Here is a 21,424-nt window from a genome sequence, read left to right as displayed (position 1 = left end):
ATGTTCTTGACGTTTATGCAGTGTTAGGCTGGGTACCCGCCTGCAATATACGACTTGAGGGTTTCCACCTCCTCCTTTGCTTGCGTTGAGATATGCTTTACGCAGTCTCCAATCGAAACGATGCCTTGAAGCTCTCCCTCCCGTGTGCATACCGGCAGATGGCGACATTTGTGCTTTGTCATGAGCGAGAGGCACTCACCAATCGTACGATTAGGACGCACTGTACGCACTTCAGTGGTCATTACCTCATGCACCTTGGTTGTGCTTGACGTACGCCCTTCCAGCGCGATGCGACGTAGGTAGTCGCGCTCTGTGAAAATACCTACGATGGCGTCCTCTTCCATCACCAGAATGGACCCCACGTTATGGTCCACCATCGTGCGAATGGCCTCGAACACCGTTGCAGTGGGACCAATCGTAATGACGTCATATCCCTTTTGCTTGAGCAAGTGTGATACAGGAAATGTCTCCATACGTCCCTCCTCCAGATCGCATAGCGGTGCGATCTAATTTTATGAACAAGCAGTGAACACACACGTGTAATGTGTGGGGTTTGTGTAAAGTTTCGGGGATGGGTGTGAAGAAAACAGTGGCGCTTAAACGCCACCGTGATGCTCTTTGAGTACCTTTGTTACGTACGCCGCCAACACATGAGTCTGGGGCGTGCTTAAAATGAGCGGACTTACGCGTCCATCTAGCGTGAGACGGAGCGTGTTGTCTTCGAGAGACAGTTCTTCTTTCATCACACGGTGCAGTCGATACTCGCGCATCCCGTCGCCCAAGATAAAAATACGCCGCTCAGTTAGATAAAGCGGCCCCTCCATATCGACCTCTAGCCCCCGGACTGTGTATTTAACCTTGTTACGCTGAAACCGCTCCTGAACGCGCTCTACCAAAAAGCGGCCCTGGCTCGTGTAGTAGCACTCCTCATTTCGTTTAAGGCGCACATCCACATCCATAGGCGTTAACGACTTGTTGTGCACCTCGCGTTCGGCGCGCAGTGCCTCTAACACAGCATGCTCGGCAGGCACATCCGACGGCTGAAGATCGAGTTGGCTAGCGATCTGTTGAAGTCCTTCCTCTTCTTCCTCAGTCAGCACACCGTCTTCAACAAGCGAATCAACCACCGAAGCAAAAAGCTTTTTCTTGATAAGGTGCTTGGTGTCGCTTGCAATCTGAGCCGACGCCTCGAACGCCTCTACATCCGCGGCCTCCACCATGCTATCCCCATCAAGCCAAGCTCCAACCAACAGCGAGTAACACTGCGGATCCAGCCACGCCCTTTGCTTTGCACTCATTGACGTCTCAGGACCGCTAAGAAGAGGTTCTGGATTCCCGTCCTCAAGAAGCGCGGTTTCTACAGTATCCAGATACGACTCGGCGGCGTTGTTCTTTTGGGTTCGACTGATACTAAAGCGAATGACTTCGCCCAGCGTAAGCAGCATAACAAGCCCACCGCCCACCGCCGTGTTTGCTCCCATAATAAGAGCAGCAATACCTCCCAAAACGAGCGTGATTGTAATGCGAACCCCGATGCCCGGAAGCGCTGGAAGCGTAACAGCCTCGGGCTCCCTCTTCGTCGGATCAAATAATGCCGGATAGCTCGCTCCCGTATCCTTGAAGAGATCGACAGGACCGTCCTCCGTTGAGCCCGCAGAACTGCCCTTGCGCGAGCGGGCCCGTCCGTTTGAATCGCGCAAATGCTTGCGATAGTACAGCCCATGGCGCCCACCATGCACATACGCCCCCTTACGATTGATACCAACACGCGCCCCCGTTACCCCTGCCGAAAGGCCGACTCCTCCTTTCGATAGGTTGATACGAAGCGGACCGGCGCTAAAGTACTTGCGGAGGTAGAACGGCATACCTACATGAAATAAAAAGACAGGATAGAAAACGCATGTTGTCCTTGTCCATCCCCAACTCATGATTTGTACAATCGCTCCATATCTGATCGGAGTGTCGCGCGCCCCGTTACATTATTGTGGCATATAGACGGGGTTGTAGACCGAACCGTAGCGCTCCGTATCTTCGTTGGAGGCAGCGGACACACACCGTTGGTTCATCCCTTTTGATGATAAACATTTGTAACGCTATGGAACTAACTTATTTCGGCCACGCAACCTTTCAAATCGACACCGGCACGCGCACGGTACTATTTGATCCGTTTCTCGAAGGCAATCCGCACACCGATACGACGCCCGACGAGCTTGACCCAGACGTAATTCTGGTGTCTCATCCCCATGCCGACCACTTTGCCGATACGGAGGCGCTGGTTGCGCAGGGCGACCCACTTGTCATTGGCACCTTCGAGGTCATTACCCATGTGCAAGAACAGTTCGGACACGAAACCGTGCACCCGCTCAACGAAGGCGGACAACTTGACTTTCCCTGGGGACACGTAGAAGCAGTGCATGCCCGGCACACGGCGTCTTTTCCTGACGGTAGCTACGGAGGCGTACCTATCGGGTTTGTCGTTGACTTCGGGGAAATGACCGTATACTACACCGGAGATACCGCTCCCTTCATGGAGATGCAGTGGATCGGACAAGACTACGACGTGGATCTGATGATTGCCCCGGTTGGCGATGTCGTAACTATGGGGATACCCGGTGCATTGCGCGCTGCCGCCATGGTGAACCCCGACACCATCATGCCCATCCACTACGATACCTTCCCCTTCATCGAAACCGATCTATCTGAGTTTACCGATGCCGCCGAACAAGCCGGCTTCGAAACACTTGTGGTAGACTTCGATGATACGGTTGGCCTTTAATCAATCAAACACGTAGCATGGCCTATAAGGGACGCAGCATAATGGCTGCGTCCCTGTTCGTATGTAGATTCGTATGTAGATTAGACTTGCTTTCATTGCGCTTATGGAACTCGGTATTGTTGCAGATACGCACGGTTTTTTTCACCCCGACCTGACGGATGTTTTTGACGGAGTGGATATGATCGTCCACGCAGGCGACATTGGCGACCTCGCTATTCTTGATGGACTAAAAACGGTGGCTCCCGTGCGTGCCGTCTTTGGCAATATCGATGACGCCGACACACGCCGCCGTCTGCCCGAGCACGAACGCTTTGAGGTGGGGGGCGTATCGGTGTGGATCACACACATCGCCGGGCGCCCCGGTCGCTGGCAGCAAAACATGGATACCCGCCTTGCGGGTGACCCTCCCGACCTGTTCATTTGTGGACACAGTCACATCTTACGCATCGAACGGGTGCCTGAGTTCAATAATATGCTATTTGTCAATCCAGGCGCTGCCGGACGATACGGCTTCCATCAAAAGAAAACTTGTGTACGCCTCACTATCGAAGACGGCCAGGCTACCGGAGCCGATGTTATTCATCTCGATGCTCCTGAGTCGCCGCAAACAGACGTGTGAAGAGTGTGCGCTGCGCTTCGGTAAACGGTTGATCTCGCCGAGCCATTACCCGTTCGGCCACCTCAAGCGCCTTCTCCAGCCGATACGCAACAAAGCCGCGCTGCGGGCTGCCCCACGAAAAGCTTGGTAGATAACGCGGGGGAAATCCGCTATCGTAGACGTTGCAGCACGTGCCCAGCACCGTTCCTGTATTGAACATTGTGTTGATGCCGCACTTGGAGTGATCACCCATCACGAGACCCATAAACTGCCGTCCCGTGTCGGTGAATGACTCAGCGGCAGAGTCGTACAGGCTTACCGTGCCATAATCGTTCTTGAGATTGGACGTGTTAGTGTCGGCGCCCAGGTTGCACCACGCCCCCAGAATGCTGTGTCCAAGAAAGCCCGCATGCCCCTTATTGGAGTACCCCTGTACGATGCAATCGTGCACTTCCCCCCCTATTTTGCTGTACGTGCCAAAGGAGGAGCCCTCCACATCGGCACCACGCTTGATTTGTGATTGCGGTCCGATGTACACGGGCCCCCGCACAACCGCCTGTTCCAATACAGCCGCTCCGCTGGCAATGTAGATGGGCCCCTCGCTGGCATTGAGAATAGCCCCGGCACGCACCTCAGCATCAGGGGCGATATAAATATCGTCTACGTGGTCAAGTATGGCGTGCTCATGTACGCCCGTAGGGGGAGATGGAGCACTCGCTCCAATAGCGGTACGCACCTCTGCCTGCAATCGACCGCGCAGAGCATCCATCAAATGCCAGAGCCGATGCACGTGCGGTACCGATCCAAGATCAGTGACAGGCGCACTGCTAAACGCCTCGGCGAATAGAGTATCGCCTTGCAGGAGATCGGCTGGAAGCGTATCCGGATTGGGCCACCAAACAGCAACAATGGTATCGTGGGCGGTGAATACACGGGGCTCGTTAGTCGTTGTAGCCTCACGCACAGCGGCAATCCACTCTGTTTGCGGGAGCAGCCCCCCATGCAGAAATAGCACGCCCTCTCCGTGTGGCAATTGATTAACTGATGCATCAGGAATGCGCTCGGCAACGACTTCAGCAACAGCGCTCCGCGTGTGTAGCGCAAGTTGATTATGTTCAAATGTGCGCTGAAGCATCCGACCAAGCGAATGCATGCCACAGCGAATTTCAAACAGGGCCCGTGTGTGTGTAAGTGGCGCAAGATGAGCCGCAGCGTCATCTTCAAAAAGGCAGAGCGTCATATGTTAAGTAATGGTTGGTAGAACGAGAACGGGATAGCGATTTGTAGAGCAGGCAACTTACGTACGGCCAACTCGGTGCTCACGTTGGAGTTTGTTGAAGGAGACATGGTAGCGCCGTGTCACACCTGAAAGTTAAGGTCCGAAATTGTCATCGCGAGGAGCGATCCCTGCGACTGACGCGGCGCTGTGAGCGCAGCGAACGAGTACTCTTGGGGTGCGATCTTATGCCGTTGATTGGGCGGCTGCATCCGGTCTGGCAGCAATGAGATTGCACCCCAGGGGCACTTCCTCCCTGCGGTCGGGGCGCTTCGCTCCGCTCGCAATGACAGGAGTGTGCGGTTTTCTCGGTACGTCAGGGAGCACATGTGTTACCCAAACATTGATCTGTGACACAGCAGTAGTGCCTCCTCACAAAAACCTCCCAAAGAAACGCTCTTTCGACACAATTTTACTAAACCTTGCATTTGTCGCTTGCATTTTATATGATAAGTGATGTAAGCGCTTACATCACATAAAAAGCGTCTGAAGACTTTTGCGATCTACTTAACAGCATACATACTTAACGCCATGAAGCACTTGAGACGGATTAGTATTACGTTATTCGCAGTATTGCTCATTGGAGTGTTGCCCTTAACGGTGCAGGGGCAACAACCGACGATCAACGGAACTATTGATACGAACGAATATGAACAGCTAGCCGAATGGACAGAAGGAGATACCGGTTTTGGTGACCACGGCATGCTGGAGTTGTGGGCCGAGCGAGACGATGAATATCTATACGTGTTTATCGTAGGAGAAGCAGAAAGCAACGGGAATCACTTTTTTCTTTTCATTGACGTAGATAGCCAAGACGGTGTATCTTCAGGCACCCAACTTCCGGCCGGAGACGATGAATTTTCGCCATTTTCGGAGTTTCAGCCGACGAATGATTTTGAAACGGACTACGGTATTCGTCTCACAGCATCTGGTGATGACGCTTTTGTAAGTATCGCAGATTACGTGTCTTGGGATTCAGGAGATGCCAACGACACGTTTTTGGCCGGAGTGTCTGACGATGGTGCAGCAGAAACCGTTGATACTGGTCCATACGACGGAACCACTATCGCGTACAATGATACCGGCGACCTGTCAAGTCACACCGGCGTCGAAGGATGGGAGATGGCGATTCCACTTGATGCTATTGGAGCAACGCCCGGAGACGAGTTCCGATTTTTTGCACTGTACGGAGCTGCTGACTTTATTTCTGCGAATACGCTCCCCGAGATCGCTGGACAAGGTGGAAATAACTTGGGAGAAGATCCAGATTTCACACAGATAACGGGCGACCAACATACAAGTCCGAACCCCCTCCCCGTCGAGCTAACCTCCTTCACAGCCGCCCTTGATGGCACCACCGCTCAACTGCGCTGGGAAACGGCTTCCGAAACCGACAATGCCGGTTTTGAAGTGCAGCACTCCGCCGGCAATAGCGACTTCGAAGCTCTCGACTTTGTCGAAGGGTACGGCACGACCGACGCTCCACGACACTACTCGTTCACCGTGGATAATCTGGAGCCCGGAACGCACCAGTTCCGCCTCAAGCAAATCGACTTCGACGGGACCTCGGAGTTGAAAGAAGCACAAACTGTTGAAGTAAGTGCCGAGGCGCCCATTGTGCTCCATTCAGTCGCTCCAAATCCGGTACGCAGTCAGGGCACGCTGGAGTTTGCAGTCCAGGAGGCTCGCCCTGTAACGATCAGTCTGTACAATACGTTGGGACAACGCATCCAAACCCTGTACGACGGAACGCCTTCCGCCCACCAAACGCAAACGGTGGACATCGATGTAGGCAACTTGCCCAGCGGTACGTACTTTATTCGAACCGAAGGCATTGGCTCTCCGCAAACACGTAGCATGACGGTTGTGCGGTAATCTACCGTTGTGTGATGGCAGCAATGCAACGCCTCCCTGTGCACCTTCTCTGGAAGCACCCCAGAATGGATACAGGGGGGCGTCTGTATTTCGTCTCCGATCATTGCATCTACATAGATCATCATGGACATGGTTACGCGACTTACATCAGCTCTTGGAAGCGTTTTTTTCATCTGTGCCCTGCTTGCTGCTCCGACCACTGCACAGAACGTGCTGGCTGAAGACAACGCGGATAACTATAGCGGCGACACGTATCTCAACGAAAATCAGGGGGTGGGATTTGATGGTTCGTTTATCGCTACTAACTTTGGAGCAGATGATCAAGGAGAGGCGTTTTTGGAAGACAGCGGACGAGAAGTTGACGGCACCCAAAGCTTTGGTTTGTTTGCAAATGATGAAGGTACCGGTGCAGCTATCTCGCGTTCACTAAGCACCCCTCTCGATGGTGACCAAACGTACCGGATTCGCTTTCTGACACGCTTTGACCTTGATGTGGACGGGGGGCAAACAGCTGGATTCTATCTTAGCGAACAGCCTGCCAGTGCACAAAGCGACGTATCCGACGGACAACAGCTATTTATCGGAAGCAATGGAAGTGGTAACTGGGGGTTTGACGAGGGCGATGGGTTTGAACCTATTCGTAGTGGCACAGACGACACGACCTTCTCCATCAATGAAGGCGACGGTGATAACGCCGGCGACATATACGAAGTACGCATTGATGTACAGCCCGAGCAAGGACGCTTTGATGTGCAGATTATCAACCAAACCACAGACGCTGCTTCGGTTGTTGAATCCGGCACATTAACCGGAAATGAAGGTGCTCCCGTTTCAACAATTGGTGCAGGAAATGGTGTTGTTGATTTCTTTCGCGACCTTATCTTCGATGACATACAAGTTATTGAGGATCCGGTTGACCCGCTCCGTCTGCTACGCGCAGCTGACGAAGCAGAAACCTATACCGATAGCTTCACTGACACAAATAACGGGCTTGGCTTCGACGCCTCATTTACACCCGTTCCTTTTGATAGCAACCAAAGCACCGATGCTCCCGATAATACGTTCTTGACGGATGCATCTCGGGCTCTGAAAGCCGACCAAAGCTTTGGACTGTTTGCAAGCGAAACACCTCCCGGAGCAGCGTTAGCCCGATCGTTGGAAACGCCGCTGCAAGGCTCTACCCGCCAACGAATCCGCATGCGTGTGCAGTTTGATCTTGACACCAACGCAGGACAAACTGCTGGTATCGTACTCAGTGGAACGGCTGTAAATGACTTAGATGATGTATTCGACGGGCAGCGGCTCTTTGTCGGTATCGACGGAAGTGGTGAGTGGGGCGTGGATGGTAACGCAGGGTTTCAAGCCCTCACCGATGGCAATGGCGATGCACTTACTGTCGACGAAGACGCTGTATATGAGCTTACGGTTGAAGTACGCCCAGAGTTAGGCAGCTTTGACGTGCAGGTCCAGAACCTGAACACGCTTGATCGATCTGCTATTGCATCGGGTAATCTGAGCGGCTCTGCTCCTGCTTCTATCACCACACTCGGTATCGCTAATGGGGTCGTTGGCGACGAGCAAGACCTGATTTTTGACCGTATTGCTGTCTCTGAAGATCCACCTGATTTCCCTCTCCCCGTCGAGCTAACTTCCTTCACGGCAGCCCTCGATGGCACCACCGCTCAACTGCGCTGGAAAACGGCTTCCGAAACCGACAATGCTGGATTTGAAGTGCAACACGCAGCCGGTAACAGCGACTTCCAAGCTCTCGACTTTGTCGAAGGATACGGCACGACCGACGCTCCACGACACTACTCGTTCACCGTGGATAATCTGGAGCCCGGAACGCACCAGTTCCGCCTCAAGCAAATCGACTTCGACGGGACCTCGGAGCTTACCGAAATCCGTACCGTGGAAGTTGGATTGACAGATCCAGTGGTTCTGGACCCGGTAGCTCCCAACCCGGTGCGTACCCAGAGCACCATTCGGTTTGCTGTACAAGATACTGAGCCGGTTACAGTGTCCGTCTACAACGTACTCGGCCAGCGTGTCAAGACACTTTATGACGGCACCCCCTCCCCCGGCCAAATCCACGAACTTACCCTGGATGGCCAATCCATGGCAAGCGGCACATACTTTGTGCGCATTGAAGGAGCCTCTATACAAGAGACCCAGCGGATGACAGTCGTGCGATAACCAACCACACCTGGTCTCCCTACAGCGATTCATACGACGCCCCGCTATTTGCATTCTGGTTTGTTACCAGAAGCGGCGAATAGCGGGGTTTTTGTGTGTAAATACACATGTACGCGTTCCCATCAGTTGCTTCTGGCAATGGATAATGCTGAACTGCAACGTAACCGGATTGAGGATGCTGGAGCGTCTCAGCAGGCATCGCGACGAGAACGCAAGCGGGAGTTCGCCTCCGATTGCGCTAGGTATAAGCCGTAGGTAGAGAGAAGGGGTTCGAAGAAGACAAAGCTGCGGTCTCCAATCGCCTTGTCACTTAGCATCTATCCACTACCGAGCTCTGCATCCTACACAAAAAGCGGCCCCGCCCTCAAATATCGAGAGCGGGGCCGCTACCCTTGTCCTTCGTCCAAACGATCAAAAGGATCTTGACCGTCTACTCTTCCACGATGTCGCCAGGGCGAATCGGAAGGATGCGGAAGTCTCCATCCCGGCGCGTGGTCGGCCCCGTTACGGTCACCTCACCACCAGGAATAGGCTCGCCAACAAGCTCCGAACTGTCATCGGCATTGAAACGCATGGTCGCGGTTTCACCGGAAGCATCTGTGATGTCATAGCTTCCATCGCCACCTCCAGCCTGAAAGACATCGTCTCCCTTGTCGTCAATGCTGACGCCCTCAAACTGAACCAATTGTCCTTGCACTGACTCAGGGTCTGCCAGGTAATCGGCAATAGTCAGGGTGATGGGATCTGGCACATCGCCTCCTGCTTCAAGGACTTCAAAATCATCGACAGCCAGCTGTCGGGCTGCATTGAACGTATCCATTTCGCCTGTGAATCGGACTTCATCTCCGTCATCCAATGCCCATCCACCACCATCGAAGGCCTGGAGGCCACCGGTTTCATCTTGGAAGAAAATCTCGGAACCTTCAGCCCGAGTTACCACGCCTTCTACGGTAACCAGCGTGCCATCGTCACGCTCACGGGCTTCGGCAATAGACAGTTCTTCGGCTTCTTCCCCATTCTCATCGTCTCCGTTCTCATCGTCTCCATTACCAGGGTCGTCGATGTCTTCATCGGTGACGAGGTCAGATGGAAGCACAGGAATCAACTGTGGCGTTCCCCGAAACTGTCCAACGACACCACGATACGTAAACGGCTCTTCTGGGATCGAGACGCCGTTCAGATCTGTTTCTCCCGGCTGTTGAACCCGGAAGTCAAGTGTATTTCCGTCCTGGTCAATAGCAGTGAGGGTAGTGCCATTCGAAAACGAGCCCGTTTCACCATCAATGCTGATGTTCGGAATCTCAACCAGCACACTTTCCAGTGCCAGGAACTCATCACTACCCGGACTCAAATCGTCAATCTGAATCGGCGCTACCGGATTTCCTTGAGAGAGAATCGTGTAGTTGCTAAGATCCTCATTGTTTATTTGCTGCAGGTCATTAAAGGCCGTAATCAAACCCGTGAGGATAATTTCAGTGCCTTCTGTGATGGTCCCATCTTCAATCTCTTCCCGAAATTGAATGGCCTGCTCAGAACTACTGGCTTGGCGCACCACCATGCCGCTTGCGCCCTGGTTGCCGCTTTGATCTTGAATGCGGATAAAGTCACCAAACGCGCGGGTTACAACACCTTGAATCGTGACGGTGGCTCCCACACCACGCTCACGCGCTTCTGCAATGTCAATTGGGCCGATACTGAGGTTAAATTCAGCCTGCTCGCCAATGCTGACATTGTCGGGCTGGGCGCGTTGCAACGCAAAACGGGCTTCGCGTGCGCCTTGCGCAATGTCGGCTTCGGAAACATCAACCTCAAAGGTCTGAACCGCCCCATCTTCGGCATCGGCAGGGAACGTAAGAACAATCGGACTGTCGGTCGTTAGGCCGCCTACATCTGCAGAGGTGGCACTGCTGGCTCCTTCAGCAAAAAGAACCTCAACAGAGACCTCTTCGCCTTCAGGGTCGTTGAGTTGCACGTCTATTTCTACGGAGCCGTCATCGGGCACAGCCCCGTCTCCACCAGACGCAAACTCAACAGTGGGCCCATCTGGCCCCACGCTTGTTACGCTGCTGTCGCTATCACACCCTGTCCATACCATTGCTGCTGCAGCAAGCAGCAGTACAGGAAGGAGGGAGAGTCGATCTAGATTCATCATGGGTGGTACGATATAAAGTCAACAAAATGGAGCAAAGGAACGAGACGCTCATGGCGCAGGCTACGACAGCGAAGGCCGTAGCCCGACGCATGCATGAGCTAGGGGCTGCTAAAACACGTAGCGGACACCAAGCTGCAGTTGCCAGCGCGAGAACAAGTCACGCGTGTTAAACTGCTGGTCACGCAGCTTGTCTTGCAGGGCAGGCTCGCCCTCAAAATCGATGATGGGCTTGCCAACATCGTCGGCGGTAAGAATACGACCGCCTTCCTCCGTTCCAATCATGCCCTCAGTCACGTAGCCATTGATATCCCACGCACCGATGTTACTAAATGGCCCAGCAGAGCGAACACGTCCCCAATCATCGTTTAAGAAGTTGAGCACGTTTTCGAGGTTTGCCGTGAGTTCAATGCGCTGTCCTTGAAAGGTCTGCACTTCCTGGGTGAGGCGCAGGTCGAGCTGATGTGACCACGGCTGGCGTCCTGAATTACGAGGCACAAACTCGCCTCGGTAGTCGCTTAGCCCCGGTTCGTTCTCGATAAAGCCATCGAGCAGATCCCAGTTCTCGCTTTGCAGCACCACATCGCGCTCATTGGCGGGCACAAAAGGCAGGTCGTTAAACCGGAAGTCATCGCCATTGGCATCGCCACTGGAATGAATCCAGGTAAAGGGACGTCCTGAACGGGCATCGTATACAACCCCGATGCTGGTTGAGTACCGGTTCCCAATGGTGAATCGCTGATTCAGGGTTGCAAGCACGCGATGGCGGGTCTCGAAACGCGAAGTCGCGCGCTGTGGACTGTTGGGATCCACAACAAAGTTCTGGCGCCACAGCGTCTCAGCACGGTCAAATGCACCGCTGTTCACGTCTTGTGAACGACCGTACGTGTACGAGATTGAACCACTTAGGCCTTCGCGCACCTGACGCTGAATCTGGCCTGTGAGGCTGTATTCGTACCCTTCGGTGCCATTTTCGAGCAAAATCACATCGGTGAACCGCTCGTCTACAAAGCGGCGACCGGATGGGAAGTTACCATCATCGTCGAGCTCATTGTAGAACGGACGTCCGTAGGCAGATTCACCCGTCTGCTCGATATTAAGGTTCCGCGCCGAAATGCTGTTGATAGTTTCGGAGTAGAGCCCCTCAATGGTTGCAATAAACCCGTATGGAAGCTCCTGATCAACGGCCAAGTTAAAGCGCCACGACTGGGGGTACTTAAAGTCGGGATCCGTGAGATTAATCTCAGAAGTTTCGATGGGACTAATCAGCCCGTCGCAATCGCCAACAGCGGGAACCTGGCTCGGATCGCCGGTGCCTGCAAAGCACGAAGCATTGGGATCATAGCGTCCATCTTCATCAGCAAACGCGGGATTGTCCTGACTGTCTGGGTTAAATCCGGCTTGCAGGTCGATGAAGTCGATGCCTGTGTTGCTATACTGATTTGAAAGCCAGACAAACGGGGTTCGCCCGCTGAAAATACCGGCTCCTCCACGGAACTGCGTTTCACGCTCACCACCCAGGAAATTATTGTCGATGGTGTAGTTGAAACCGAGACGCGGCGACCACAACACCTGCGAACGAGGGACTTCACTTGTGTTGAATCCGAATGCATCTTCAACATCTGGATTCTCAGAGGGCTCCTCAGGCAAGAACGGCATATCTGCACGTACCCCTAACGTCAACCTCAGATCACTGGTTACATCCCATTCATCCTGTGCATAGAGTGAAAACTGCATTCCTGTGAAGTCAGCCTCTGGGCGCTGCTCATCGCCCCACACACTCGGGTTTGCAAACCTGCGCTGGAAGCTCACCGGCTGGCCACGGCGAAACGCATCGATTGCGCTCACTTGGGTACCATCGGCCGCTGTGAAGTCTTCAAATTCGTAGCTTCCCAGCAATCCTGGGATAAACAGATTGTTGAAGCTAAAGATTTCGTTGTTGGTCCCGATTGTTATGGTGTGATCGCCTCGCTGATACGTGAAGTTGCTCGTGATCTCAAACAGATCTTGGTCGAGGCGATTGGCCTGCTCGATATTCCCAACCCCGAGCCCAACATTGCGGTTGCCCGGAATCTGCGTTGGAACGTCTCGGATCGTGACGTCAGGAAAGAGCCCTTCGTCCGGATCGCGGCTGTCGCGAATCCGCGTGTAGACGAAGCGGAATTCGTTGAACGACCGGTTGCCGAAGCGACTGTTTATCTCCAGGGCTGTAGAGTTTTGAACGCTGTCGAACGCATAGCCCTGACTTGAAAAGTCGAAGCTGGTAAATCCTCGCCCAATACCGGAATCGTTAAAGCCGTTAATATAGTTGTGGCGCAACGACACGTTGTGGTTTTCGAGAGCGTTCCAATCCAGCTTTACGAGCAGCTTGTTGTTGTCTTGGCGCCGCGTAAAGGGCTCAATGGTACCAGGCTCATATCCATACTGGCCAAGAGCGACCTGCCGAATTCCTGGACGCACATCGAAGTCTTCAATGCTTCCCGTCAGATCAGACGGATCGTAGTTATCAAGATCAAAGTCGGGGTTGTCCAGAATCAGTGGGTCAACCGGGAAGATATTGGTAGCCTCGCTATCTATACCAGCTACGGTTTCGCTTGGGCTTCCACGCCGGAATAGCTCGCCCGAGACAAAGAAGAACAGTTCGTCTTCGATAATCGGGCCTCCAAGCGTGCCAATGAAGTATTGCTCATTAAACTCTTCAGCAAACCCTTGACCATCCAAGTCACCGATCAGATTTTGATTCCGGCCCAGATAGCGGAAGCTTCCTTCAAACTGGTTGGTTCCACTTTTGGTAATGGCGTTAATACGTCCACCGGTAAAGCCGCTCTGCCGGACATCGTAGGGCGCAATGTCTACGTTGAACTCTTGAATCGCATCCAGACTAACAGGCTGCGTCCCTGCTTGTCCACCCGGCACCCCTCCAGAGGCTCCAAGGCCAAACACATCGTTGAGGGTTGCCCCGTCAATTTGAATGGTGTTATAGCGCTCGTTCGTACCCCCGATGCTACTGTCTTCCTCATCCCCACTAAATTGCGGTGTGAGGCGTGCAAAGTCTGAAAGGCTCCGGTTAATGGAAGGCAACCGCTCGATTTCCTCTTCGGACACATTGGTTCGTGCGCCTGTACGGCTGCGATCAATAACAGCACTCGTTATGCGCTCTCCAAGAACACGCACCTCTTCCAGTTCGTCGGATTCCAGTTGCAACTGGAAGTTCACCTCGCGGCGTTCGTTCAACGAAAGCGTAAGGTCGCGCTCTTGTGTAGACTGATAGCCTATAAAGGAAGCCGTTACGGTGTATGGGCCTCCAACACGAAGGCCTTGCAGGTTGTACTGCCCATTCGCTCCAGTCGACGCACCATACTGAGTTCCGGATGGCTCATGCACGGCAACGACGTTTGCACCGGGCAGCGGTTCGCCTTCTTCGTCTAGCACCTCACCCGAAATAGACGCACGGGTCTGTGCTTGCACATCAACGGCAGCAACCGTTAACACAAAGCCAAGCAATACAAGTAGTAGCGATCTAAAGGGGGTCATTGTATACATGTACGTCACGTTGTTAAGATATCGAACCAACCAATCTGACATTTTCATTCTTATGCCAGGCCTATACCTCGCAGCAATTGATACACAACGATGCGGCGAGAACACATCCGCATAGCATTACGCAGAATCTTTGTGAGATTCGCGCCAGCTGCGCATCATGCCTCCTTTCAACTCGCTGCATTCTAGCCCTAACTTCGATGGGCTGCCTTACACATGCGCGTGTCTAGACAATAACAACTCGCAGTGATTGACCTGACCAGTTGATCTTATCAGGAAAGGTGGGTGCACCACTGCAGAGTACACTGCTGTATCCCGTACTCGTACCGTTCTTCTTTACACATTAGGTGTCAAAAGTAGGAAAACGAGAGAGTATAGGCTATTGTATCTTACAACAGTAGGAAGAGAAACGGCACATATGCAAGTCGCTCTCCCCGCTCTCTTTTCCAAATATCTACCTCAACGAACCAATATCTCTGATTTCTAAAAATGGATTGTTCTTCTCTATACTCACCCTTCTAATACACACGAACCCTATTCAATCTTGCTATTATCCCGCCCGAAAACCCATAAACAACGAAAGCGCTTCCAAATCAGTGTGTATATGGGCACTTTTGGATAATCCTCTTAATGCATTTAACAGATACCAGCACAGCCATCCCGCCTGCATACCACCCCAAATCTCGTCAAAGATTTTTTCACAAAACAAAAGTACTCTCCTGTACTGCATCGGGCAAATACACGCTGATGAAACCCAGAGATTATGATAACTAACAAGGTCAACCAGTAGCCAAAACTCCTCACGAGAACAATTCGCCCGAGCGCATCCTGAAAGTGACGTTCTATTGCTCGCAAACTTCTTCTCCAAACGTCACCCCGCTACGAGTTGGGCAACTCACAACTATTTCCCAAGACGAAAAAAATAGGCTCTCACGGTGACACAGCGTGGCAATCTCGCTGCGCTACACAACACTCACCTCTTCTCAAATCATTTTGTCTGAAACCTGTGCGTTACTAAGCGTAGCATCTAGTGTCCGATCACCCTTTTCAGCATCTAACCTAATTCCTTATGAGTGACTCCAGTAATGTATCTCGGCGTCTGTTTTTGCAGCGCTTGGGCGCGCTCGGCGTAGCAGGTGTAGGCGCAAGCACTGTACTCTCGGCCTGCGGTGGCGACGATGCCCCTGCTGACGATGATGCAACAGCCGACGCCGACTTCACCTGTGACGACGTCTCGGGGCTGAGTGACCAAGAAATCCAAACGCGCGAACAGCAAATTGAAGCGCTTGACTACGTAGAAGCCACTCCTAACCCCGAAGAACGCTGCGATAATTGTATGTTCTGGGAAGAGCCTGAAGCAGGTGCCGAGTGCGGCGGCTGCGATCTCTTTCCGGGTCCTGTCCATCCGGAAGGATGGTGTAACTCTTGGGTAGAAATGGCCTAAAACCGGTTTGGGGTTTGATTTGATGGCGAGAACGAACGTCGCTGGCACGCAACGAGAACCCCAATAGCAGTTCAGAGCCCCAATGATTAGAAATCAAAACAGGCTCTGAAACCGGCTGCCCTCCTTTTGCCCGATGTGGCCTTCTGTGCTGCATCGGGCATTTCTATGAATGCCTGGCTTTTATCAACTCCCCTTTCTCCGAATGCAGATCCATCTAAATTGTGCAGAGCACCGGAAACGTGCCCCTTCACTCCTCGTCGATGTAATAACAAATGATGCTTCCAACTTTGTCTGTTGCCTTATGTCCGTTTGGATTCGCATCGCCGCGCCGCTGCTTGTAGTCGTTCTACTCGTAAGCGGCTGTGCAGACGATGACTTTGTCGACGACCTTTCCGATACATCGTATCAACTGGTCGACCAAGATAGCAATACTGTGGTCTTTCCAGACGACTTTCAGGGGCAAGCCCTTGTCGTTGGATATGTATACCTGCAGTGCCCCGACATCTGTCCGCTTGTAACCGTAAACATGCGTGACCTGCGCAACGAACTTGATGCACCTGATGACGTGGCTTTCATCACCATGACGTTTGATCCCCAACGTGACACTCCGGAAGCCTTACGGTCGTACCGGGAAGCGTATGGGTTAGAGGATACCGACTGGACGTTCCTTACGGGCGACCCAGAAACCGTAGATGCGCTCATGGATCGCCTGGGAGTGCGCGTGGAACTCTCGCGTGGTACATACGACGATGATGACTATCTGCTCGACCACAGCAACCAAATCTCTCTCATTGACCCCGAAGGCCGTGTTACCTTCCATTACGGCGGCAGCATGACGCCAACCGACATCCTGGTTGAAGACCTCGAACCCATTCGTCCAACCTCCTAACGCAACGACTTCTTTCCCGTGGTTATACGTCTTGTCTGTACCCTTACGTTTGGATTTGCCCTGTTTGTTGGATGTGGAAACGCGTCCACGGACGACTCGGCAGAAGGCACCATTGACGAATCAGCCGATGTAGAGGCGCTTGATGCTTCGAGCGAACAGTTGCTCATCCACGATGCCTGGGTCCGGTCGGCTGCTGAGGGCGGCACAACAGCTCTGTACGGCCTGATCGACCATCGAAATGCCTCCGAAGACCATCTGGTTGACGCATCATCTCCTGTATCAGAACGCACCGAGATCCACGAAACCGTTGAGGAGGACGGCATGCTCGGCATGCGTGAACTTGAAGGCGGCCTCCTACTCGCCCCTGAAGATACCACGCGCCTGCGTCCTGGAGGAGCACACATCATGATGTACGATCTCGACCAAATGCTTACCCGTGGCAATACGATCGAGGTAACACTCTACTTTGACACCCACAACTCCATCACCCTCGATGTACCCGTACGCGACACCCCACCCGAGTAGCACGCCATATCGTTAGCTGCCGAGCAACGGCCCATTTGTATGATAGAATGGATCCTCACCGGCTTTGTGTTTGGTTTGCTGGGAAGCACCCACTGCATTGGTATGTGTGGCCCTCTTGTACTTGCCGTTCCGGGTCCTAAAGCACCGCTCTCATACTGGATTGGGCGCGGCGTCTATCACACCGGACGCACACTCTCTTATGTTATGATGGGCGGCCTCATTGGCGCACTGGGATGGGCCGTTGCCTTGCAAGGGTATCAGGGGGTGCTCTCTCTGACCTTAGGTGCACTGATGGTGGGAGCAGTGCTCGTGCGTCCTCTCCGTCGCTGGCTCCAGAAGCTAGAACGCACACCTGCCAAGCTTCTCAATACGCTTCGAGGCCCGCTCCAGTCGCTTATGCGTGCACCGAACTCAGGCAACCTGTTTGCACTCGGCATCCTGAATGGATTGCTGCCGTGCGGCCTCTCTTACGCCGCCATTGCCACCGCCCTGGCAGCTGGGTCCATGATTGATAGCATGAGTTTCATGGCTGCATTCGGACTGGCCACTTTTCCAGCCCTCTTTGCTGTACACTGGATGGGACGCCGCCTGTCGGGGCCGTGGCAACAGTGGCTCTGGAAGCTGGCTCCCTATGGAATCGCTCTCGTTGGGCTCTTGCTCATTCTGCGGGGGCTTTCTCTTGGCACGTTTATGAGCCCCGAACTGCGCGAAGCCGTTTTTTCGCCTGAGATGTGCCGGTTTGTTCCTCTTGTTGACCCACCTCCGTCTCAACCATGATACGACTTCTCTCTCTATTCGTACTAGTCGGACTAACAGGCATCTGGCTCATCGGCTGTGGGAATGCCTCAGACGAACCGCTGCCTCCCCCTGAAAACGCCGATGTCCACGAAGACGTACGTGCCGAATTTCAAGGGGTTGTCGGAGGCGGACGCTCCGTCATTGTATACCACGAACCGATCCCTGATGTGATGGGCGCCATGACCATGACGCTTCCTGTGTCACGTCCCGGAGTGGCCGATACGTTTGCCCCGGGCACCCCCGTTGTGTTCGACCTGCACATCGGAGAAACCACAATGCAGATTCGCAACCTACAAACGCTTCCTGACACCACCACGCTTGATCTTCCTGACGAGCCCCCAGAAGACCAGGCACATGACGAGACACATGACGAGGCAATGGACTGAATCGCATTAACTCATTCCGTTCGTGCTACACCCTTGCACGTCTCGCAGACCATTCGCGCCCTCCTCATGAAAAACCTCCTTCTTTTCCCACATCTTGACTTTAATCATCTCGCATCCTATACTCTGTCGTAAATACTATGCGCAACTGCAACGTGCCTTCTTACGTGCAGCCCTGTCGATTCACTGAAGATAGGGGGTCAAAATAGGCTGCGTCCCCCCGTTTGCCTGATAGGTCATTTTGACAAGTGCTCTAGACGACGTTGCTTTCTTTCTTGACCTATACACATGTTTGTCATGACTATGCATTGGCAAAACTATCTTTTTTCGACATTCGTTATTCTTCTTATTTCCAGCTTAAGCGTCCAGGTCGCCGTGGCCCAGGACGACGCGGTAACGGGTGAAGACCTTGAGCCCCTGTTTCCTGAAATGCTTGGCAACGCAGCACTGCAAAACACAGACACCGAATCTGAACCCCGCGTCAATGCTACATATGTTGACGAAGAAGCTGGCATTCAACTGCAGGCGGCACTCGGGCTCGGAGAGATTATTGATGAAGCAGCTACCGAACTGGGCGCTATGGCGATGATGGGAGCCACTGAAGCTGACCCGGACGAGTTTCACTCCGAAGAGTGGTCTATTCAGGGGCACACTCTTGACTACTTGCAGATAGAAGGCAACAGTATAGTTTTTGCTATAATTGACCAATTTCTGTTTGCTGCAATGGCACAGAACATGGATGATGCCGAAGCCCTCCGAGAAATGATTGAAGACTACGACTTCAGTCAACTAACTGATTGGGAATCCCCTGGCGAATATGCCAAACATAGCGTAAGTCCTGACTTTTGCCTGACCATGAACTGCTTCGCAGAACGTGTTGCTAGCTGCGAGCCAGCACAAGCCGGTGGGCAGCTTGGGCGTAACCTGGGTGGCTTTTACTCAGTCGAAGAGCCAGCCGATGACGGAATGTGCCTACTGTCTTTCATGTTTACTGCCAATCCGAATGAGGAGCTGATCGATCAGAAGGTCTTCTTTGCAGTTGACAGAGATGCCGATATTGCCGGCAACTTTCAAGAGGAGATCATGGGCGCAATGCAAGCCTGCATGGAGGGCGATGGAGACACCGAACACTGCGGCGGGCCACTGCTCGACATGATGCAGTAGTGCTCTCCACCCCATTTCTTGCCCCACCACACCGTCCCATTTCCCTTGGGGCGGTGTTTCTCTATTACTCCACCAACCGTTCTGGTACATCTATGCATTGGCACAGCCCTACTTTTTTGGTGCTTACTTTTTTCTTTGCTCTCAGCTTATTTATTACAACAGCAGCAGCTCAAAACCATGATATGACAAGCGAAGACCTTGAGCCGCTTTTTCCTGAAACATTGGGCAATGCAACATTGCAAGAGATTAAGCCTGCTCCAGAGGGCGAAGGGCTTGTCGCCGTCGGCGAATATACGGATGAAAGAACCGGTGCCGACTTCAGCGTGACCCTCTATTTTGGCAAGGATGTCAATCAAGCAGCTTTTCTCTCCGAGCCGCAGATCTCCAGACCAGCCCAGGCCGATGACTGGCACGCCGAGCACTGGTCTATGCAAGGCCATACCGTAAGCTATATGCATGCGGACGGAGCAAGTGGCGGGTTTGCCCTCATTGACCAGTTCACGGTTTTTCTGTTAGCGCGTGACGGGGCTGATGTAGATACTGTGCAAGCAATGATGGAAGACGTTGACTTCAATCAGTTGCACGACTGGGAGGCCCCCGGTGCATACACCGCGCATGACTTAAGCCCTGACATGTGCCTTACCATCGGTTGCTTTGCCGATCGCGTTGCCTCGTGCGAAGCCGGTCAGGTTGGCATTGAAAGTGTGCAAGCATTGTTCACCGTGCAAGGACCTACAGACGATGGTAGCTGCCTACTCTCGTTTGCGTACACGGAACACGCTCGAGCGCAAGAATCGATGCTTGGCCAGGAGCTTTTCTTTCCTGTGCGTGCAAATGCTGATGTAGTTGGCAACTTCAGGGAGGCTGTCTTCATGCCCGCGATGGCCTGCATGAGTGGCGAGAGTGACTCCGAACACTGCGGCGGGCCACTGCTTGAGCAGCGGCCGGAATAACCTTCTTGCAAGAGATTACAGAGCGTCCCCCCTTACCTCACACCGTCCCAATAAGATCGGGGCGGTATCTTTTTTCGATTTGTCTCACCCGTACCCCCACTTAATCATGCATTGGTACACGCCCTTTTTATCCTCACTCGCTTTTTTTCTCATGGTTAGCCTGAGTGTTCAGGTAGCTGTTGCCCAAGAGAACGAGCTCGAAGAGCTTGAAATGCTTTTTCTGGATGACATCCAGACTGAGTTCACGCAGGTAGCATCGGCTGAAACCAGCGAAGTCTTGCAGCACAGTCTGTACCAACTCGCCTACACTCCGTTTTCTTCTCTTATAGAAGATAGCGGTAGACAACTTGAGCGCGAACGGATTGTCTACGAACATGAAGGGCAACTTTATGCCTTTTGGAGACCAACCACCAACATGGACATGCCGTTCTTCGATAACCTCGTTGATCCCGACTTCCGCCTTGATGAGAGCTCAGCCAGCGCGTTCCGTGACCTGCTCGTCACAGTGTCTGGCAATGATTTCTTTGAATCCGTAGATACCGATGACATCCAATATCACGACGGCGAATGGGTTTTCATAACTGGCACCTTCTTCAGTGATTACAAGGCGTACGTGGCTCATGTCGACAATGATGGCCAGATTAAGAAAGTGTCTTATGACCTCAGTTATATGTCACAATAGGGATTTTCTTTGAGCAATCTCGCTACCAAGCCGCCACCTCATGTAGCGGGCCGTGGGGAACTATTGCTGTGTCACACCTGAATGTTAGGGTCCAAAATTGTCATCGCGAGGAGGGAGCTTGCGACCGACGTGGCGATCTTATTCCGTTAATTGAGCAGCTACATCCGGCCTGACAG

17 protein-coding genes are annotated in these 21,424 nt (G+C 53.0%); 12 read left to right on the top strand and 5 right to left on the bottom strand.

From position 1 onward, the window contains the following. Positions 1–23: 23 nt before the first annotated feature. Together ACZ5AL_RS06590 and ACZ5AL_RS06585 are read right to left on the bottom strand one after the other, a co-directional pair. Positions 24–473 carry a CBS domain-containing protein gene (locus tag ACZ5AL_RS06590; RefSeq protein WP_464513001.1) on the bottom strand — a complete coding sequence of 150 codons (450 nt, stop codon included), beginning with the start codon at positions 471–473 and terminating at the stop codon, positions 24–26. Positions 474–596: 123 nt separating this feature from the next. Further along, on the bottom strand, positions 597–1,865 hold the full coding sequence (locus ACZ5AL_RS06585; protein ID WP_464513000.1) for a DUF4236 domain-containing protein: 1,269 nt from the start codon (positions 1,863–1,865) through the stop codon (positions 597–599). Between the two features lie 230 nt (positions 1,866–2,095). Here ACZ5AL_RS06585 and ACZ5AL_RS06580 point away from each other — a divergent pair, with 230 nt between their 5' ends. Further along, positions 2,096–2,776, top strand: coding sequence for a metal-dependent hydrolase (locus ACZ5AL_RS06580; protein ID WP_464512998.1), 681 nt, complete (start codon positions 2,096–2,098; stop codon positions 2,774–2,776). Between the two features lie 103 nt (positions 2,777–2,879). Further along, entirely contained in the window at positions 2,880–3,395 is a 516-nt protein-coding gene (locus tag ACZ5AL_RS06575) for a metallophosphoesterase family protein (RefSeq protein WP_464512997.1), read from the top strand. On the opposite strand, the gene ACZ5AL_RS06570 is transcribed toward ACZ5AL_RS06575, so the two are convergent. Then, on the bottom strand, positions 3,352–4,614 hold the full coding sequence (locus tag ACZ5AL_RS06570) for a putative sugar nucleotidyl transferase (RefSeq protein ID WP_464512996.1): 1,263 nt from the start codon (positions 4,612–4,614) through the stop codon (positions 3,352–3,354). The genes ACZ5AL_RS06575 and ACZ5AL_RS06570 overlap by 44 nt on opposite strands. Positions 4,615–5,181: 567 nt before the next feature. On the opposite strand from ACZ5AL_RS06570, the gene ACZ5AL_RS06565 reads away from it, so the two are divergent. Both ACZ5AL_RS06565 and ACZ5AL_RS06560 read left to right on the top strand, forming a co-directional pair. Beyond that, positions 5,182–6,525, top strand: coding sequence for a T9SS type A sorting domain-containing protein (locus ACZ5AL_RS06565; RefSeq protein WP_464512994.1), 1,344 nt, complete (start codon positions 5,182–5,184; stop codon positions 6,523–6,525). 123 nt (positions 6,526–6,648) lie between these two features. Beyond that, positions 6,649–8,721 (top strand): T9SS type A sorting domain-containing protein, encoded by a 2,073-nt coding sequence (locus tag ACZ5AL_RS06560; RefSeq protein WP_464512993.1) that lies wholly within the window; start codon positions 6,649–6,651, stop codon positions 8,719–8,721. 430 nt (positions 8,722–9,151) lie between these two features. Here the strand turns inward: ACZ5AL_RS06560 and ACZ5AL_RS06555 are convergent, their stop codons facing one another. Together ACZ5AL_RS06555 and ACZ5AL_RS06550 are read right to left on the bottom strand one after the other, a co-directional pair. Beyond that, positions 9,152–10,873: a hypothetical protein gene (locus ACZ5AL_RS06555; RefSeq protein WP_464512991.1), complete on the bottom strand. Its 1,722-nt coding sequence runs from the start codon at positions 10,871–10,873 to the stop codon at positions 9,152–9,154. A 108-nt stretch (positions 10,874–10,981) separates the two neighbouring features. Then, positions 10,982–14,413, bottom strand: a complete 3,432-nt coding sequence (locus tag ACZ5AL_RS06550; RefSeq protein WP_464512990.1) for a TonB-dependent receptor — start codon at positions 14,411–14,413, stop codon at positions 10,982–10,984. Positions 14,414–15,479: 1,066 nt separating this feature from the next. Here ACZ5AL_RS06550 and ACZ5AL_RS06545 point away from each other — a divergent pair. The 8 genes from ACZ5AL_RS06545 to ACZ5AL_RS06510 all read left to right on the top strand — a co-directional run bounded on the left by ACZ5AL_RS06545 (position 15,480) and on the right by ACZ5AL_RS06510 (position 21,248). Continuing rightward, the gene (locus tag ACZ5AL_RS06545) at positions 15,480–15,854 is read left to right on the top strand and encodes a high-potential iron-sulfur protein (RefSeq protein WP_464512989.1); all 375 of its coding nucleotides are present in this window, start codon (positions 15,480–15,482) and stop codon (positions 15,852–15,854) included. A gap of 301 nt (positions 15,855–16,155) precedes the next feature. Further along, entirely contained in the window at positions 16,156–16,743 is a 588-nt protein-coding gene (locus tag ACZ5AL_RS06540) for an SCO family protein (RefSeq protein ID WP_464512987.1), read from the top strand. 18 nt (positions 16,744–16,761) lie between these two features. Beyond that, entirely contained in the window at positions 16,762–17,268 is a 507-nt protein-coding gene (locus ACZ5AL_RS06535) for a copper chaperone PCu(A)C (RefSeq protein WP_464512986.1), read from the top strand. A 39-nt stretch (positions 17,269–17,307) separates the two neighbouring features. After that, positions 17,308–18,045, top strand: a complete 738-nt coding sequence (locus ACZ5AL_RS06530; RefSeq protein ID WP_464512985.1) for a sulfite exporter TauE/SafE family protein — start codon at positions 17,308–17,310, stop codon at positions 18,043–18,045. Then, positions 18,042–18,452, top strand: a complete 411-nt coding sequence (locus tag ACZ5AL_RS06525; RefSeq protein ID WP_464512983.1) for a copper-binding protein — start codon at positions 18,042–18,044, stop codon at positions 18,450–18,452. The genes ACZ5AL_RS06530 and ACZ5AL_RS06525 overlap by 4 nt, the downstream gene beginning before the upstream one ends. A 294-nt stretch (positions 18,453–18,746) precedes the next feature. After that, positions 18,747–19,613 carry a hypothetical protein gene (locus tag ACZ5AL_RS06520; RefSeq protein ID WP_464512982.1) on the top strand — a complete coding sequence of 289 codons (867 nt, stop codon included), beginning with the start codon at positions 18,747–18,749 and terminating at the stop codon, positions 19,611–19,613. Positions 19,614–19,795: 182 nt separating this feature from the next. Continuing rightward, a complete protein-coding gene (locus tag ACZ5AL_RS06515; protein WP_464512981.1) occupies positions 19,796–20,566 on the top strand; it encodes a hypothetical protein in 771 nt (256 codons plus the stop codon). A gap of 151 nt (positions 20,567–20,717) precedes the next feature. Then, on the top strand, positions 20,718–21,248 hold the full coding sequence (locus tag ACZ5AL_RS06510; protein ID WP_464512979.1) for a hypothetical protein: 531 nt from the start codon (positions 20,718–20,720) through the stop codon (positions 21,246–21,248). Positions 21,249–21,424: the final 176 nt, after the last annotated feature.

The organism is Natronotalea proteinilytica (assembly GCF_055379935.1).
Note: the sequence above shows the minus strand (reverse complement) of the source record. Positions and strands in the feature narration are given on the sequence as shown.

What these genes read in the sequence shown, in the direction of transcription:
- ACZ5AL_RS06590 (WP_464513001.1), bottom strand. Translation starts at nt 473, where the DNA reads ATGGAGACATTTCCTGTATCACACTTGCTCAAGCAAAAGGGATATGAC.
- ACZ5AL_RS06570 (WP_464512996.1), bottom strand. Translation starts at nt 4,614, where the DNA reads ATGACGCTCTGCCTTTTTGAAGATGACGCTGCGGCTCATCTTGCGCCA.
- ACZ5AL_RS06540 (WP_464512987.1), top strand. Translation starts at nt 16,156, where the DNA reads ATGTCCGTTTGGATTCGCATCGCCGCGCCGCTGCTTGTAGTCGTTCTA.
- ACZ5AL_RS06515 (WP_464512981.1), top strand. Translation starts at nt 19,796, where the DNA reads ATGACAAGCGAAGACCTTGAGCCGCTTTTTCCTGAAACATTGGGCAAT.
- ACZ5AL_RS06525 (WP_464512983.1), top strand. Translation starts at nt 18,042, where the DNA reads ATGATACGACTTCTCTCTCTATTCGTACTAGTCGGACTAACAGGCATC.
- ACZ5AL_RS06530 (WP_464512985.1), top strand. Translation starts at nt 17,308, where the DNA reads ATGATAGAATGGATCCTCACCGGCTTTGTGTTTGGTTTGCTGGGAAGC.
- ACZ5AL_RS06510 (WP_464512979.1), top strand. Translation starts at nt 20,718, where the DNA reads ATGGTTAGCCTGAGTGTTCAGGTAGCTGTTGCCCAAGAGAACGAGCTC.
- ACZ5AL_RS06545 (WP_464512989.1), top strand. Translation starts at nt 15,480, where the DNA reads ATGAGTGACTCCAGTAATGTATCTCGGCGTCTGTTTTTGCAGCGCTTG.
- ACZ5AL_RS06555 (WP_464512991.1), bottom strand. Translation starts at nt 10,873, where the DNA reads ATGATGAATCTAGATCGACTCTCCCTCCTTCCTGTACTGCTGCTTGCT.
- ACZ5AL_RS06520 (WP_464512982.1), top strand. Translation starts at nt 18,747, where the DNA reads ATGACTATGCATTGGCAAAACTATCTTTTTTCGACATTCGTTATTCTT.
- ACZ5AL_RS06565 (WP_464512994.1), top strand. Translation starts at nt 5,182, where the DNA reads ATGAAGCACTTGAGACGGATTAGTATTACGTTATTCGCAGTATTGCTC.
- ACZ5AL_RS06580 (WP_464512998.1), top strand. Translation starts at nt 2,096, where the DNA reads ATGGAACTAACTTATTTCGGCCACGCAACCTTTCAAATCGACACCGGC.
- ACZ5AL_RS06575 (WP_464512997.1), top strand. Translation starts at nt 2,880, where the DNA reads ATGGAACTCGGTATTGTTGCAGATACGCACGGTTTTTTTCACCCCGAC.
- ACZ5AL_RS06585 (WP_464513000.1), bottom strand. Translation starts at nt 1,865, where the DNA reads ATGCCGTTCTACCTCCGCAAGTACTTTAGCGCCGGTCCGCTTCGTATC.
- ACZ5AL_RS06560 (WP_464512993.1), top strand. Translation starts at nt 6,649, where the DNA reads ATGGACATGGTTACGCGACTTACATCAGCTCTTGGAAGCGTTTTTTTC.
- ACZ5AL_RS06550 (WP_464512990.1), bottom strand. Translation starts at nt 14,413, where the DNA reads ATGTATACAATGACCCCCTTTAGATCGCTACTACTTGTATTGCTTGGC.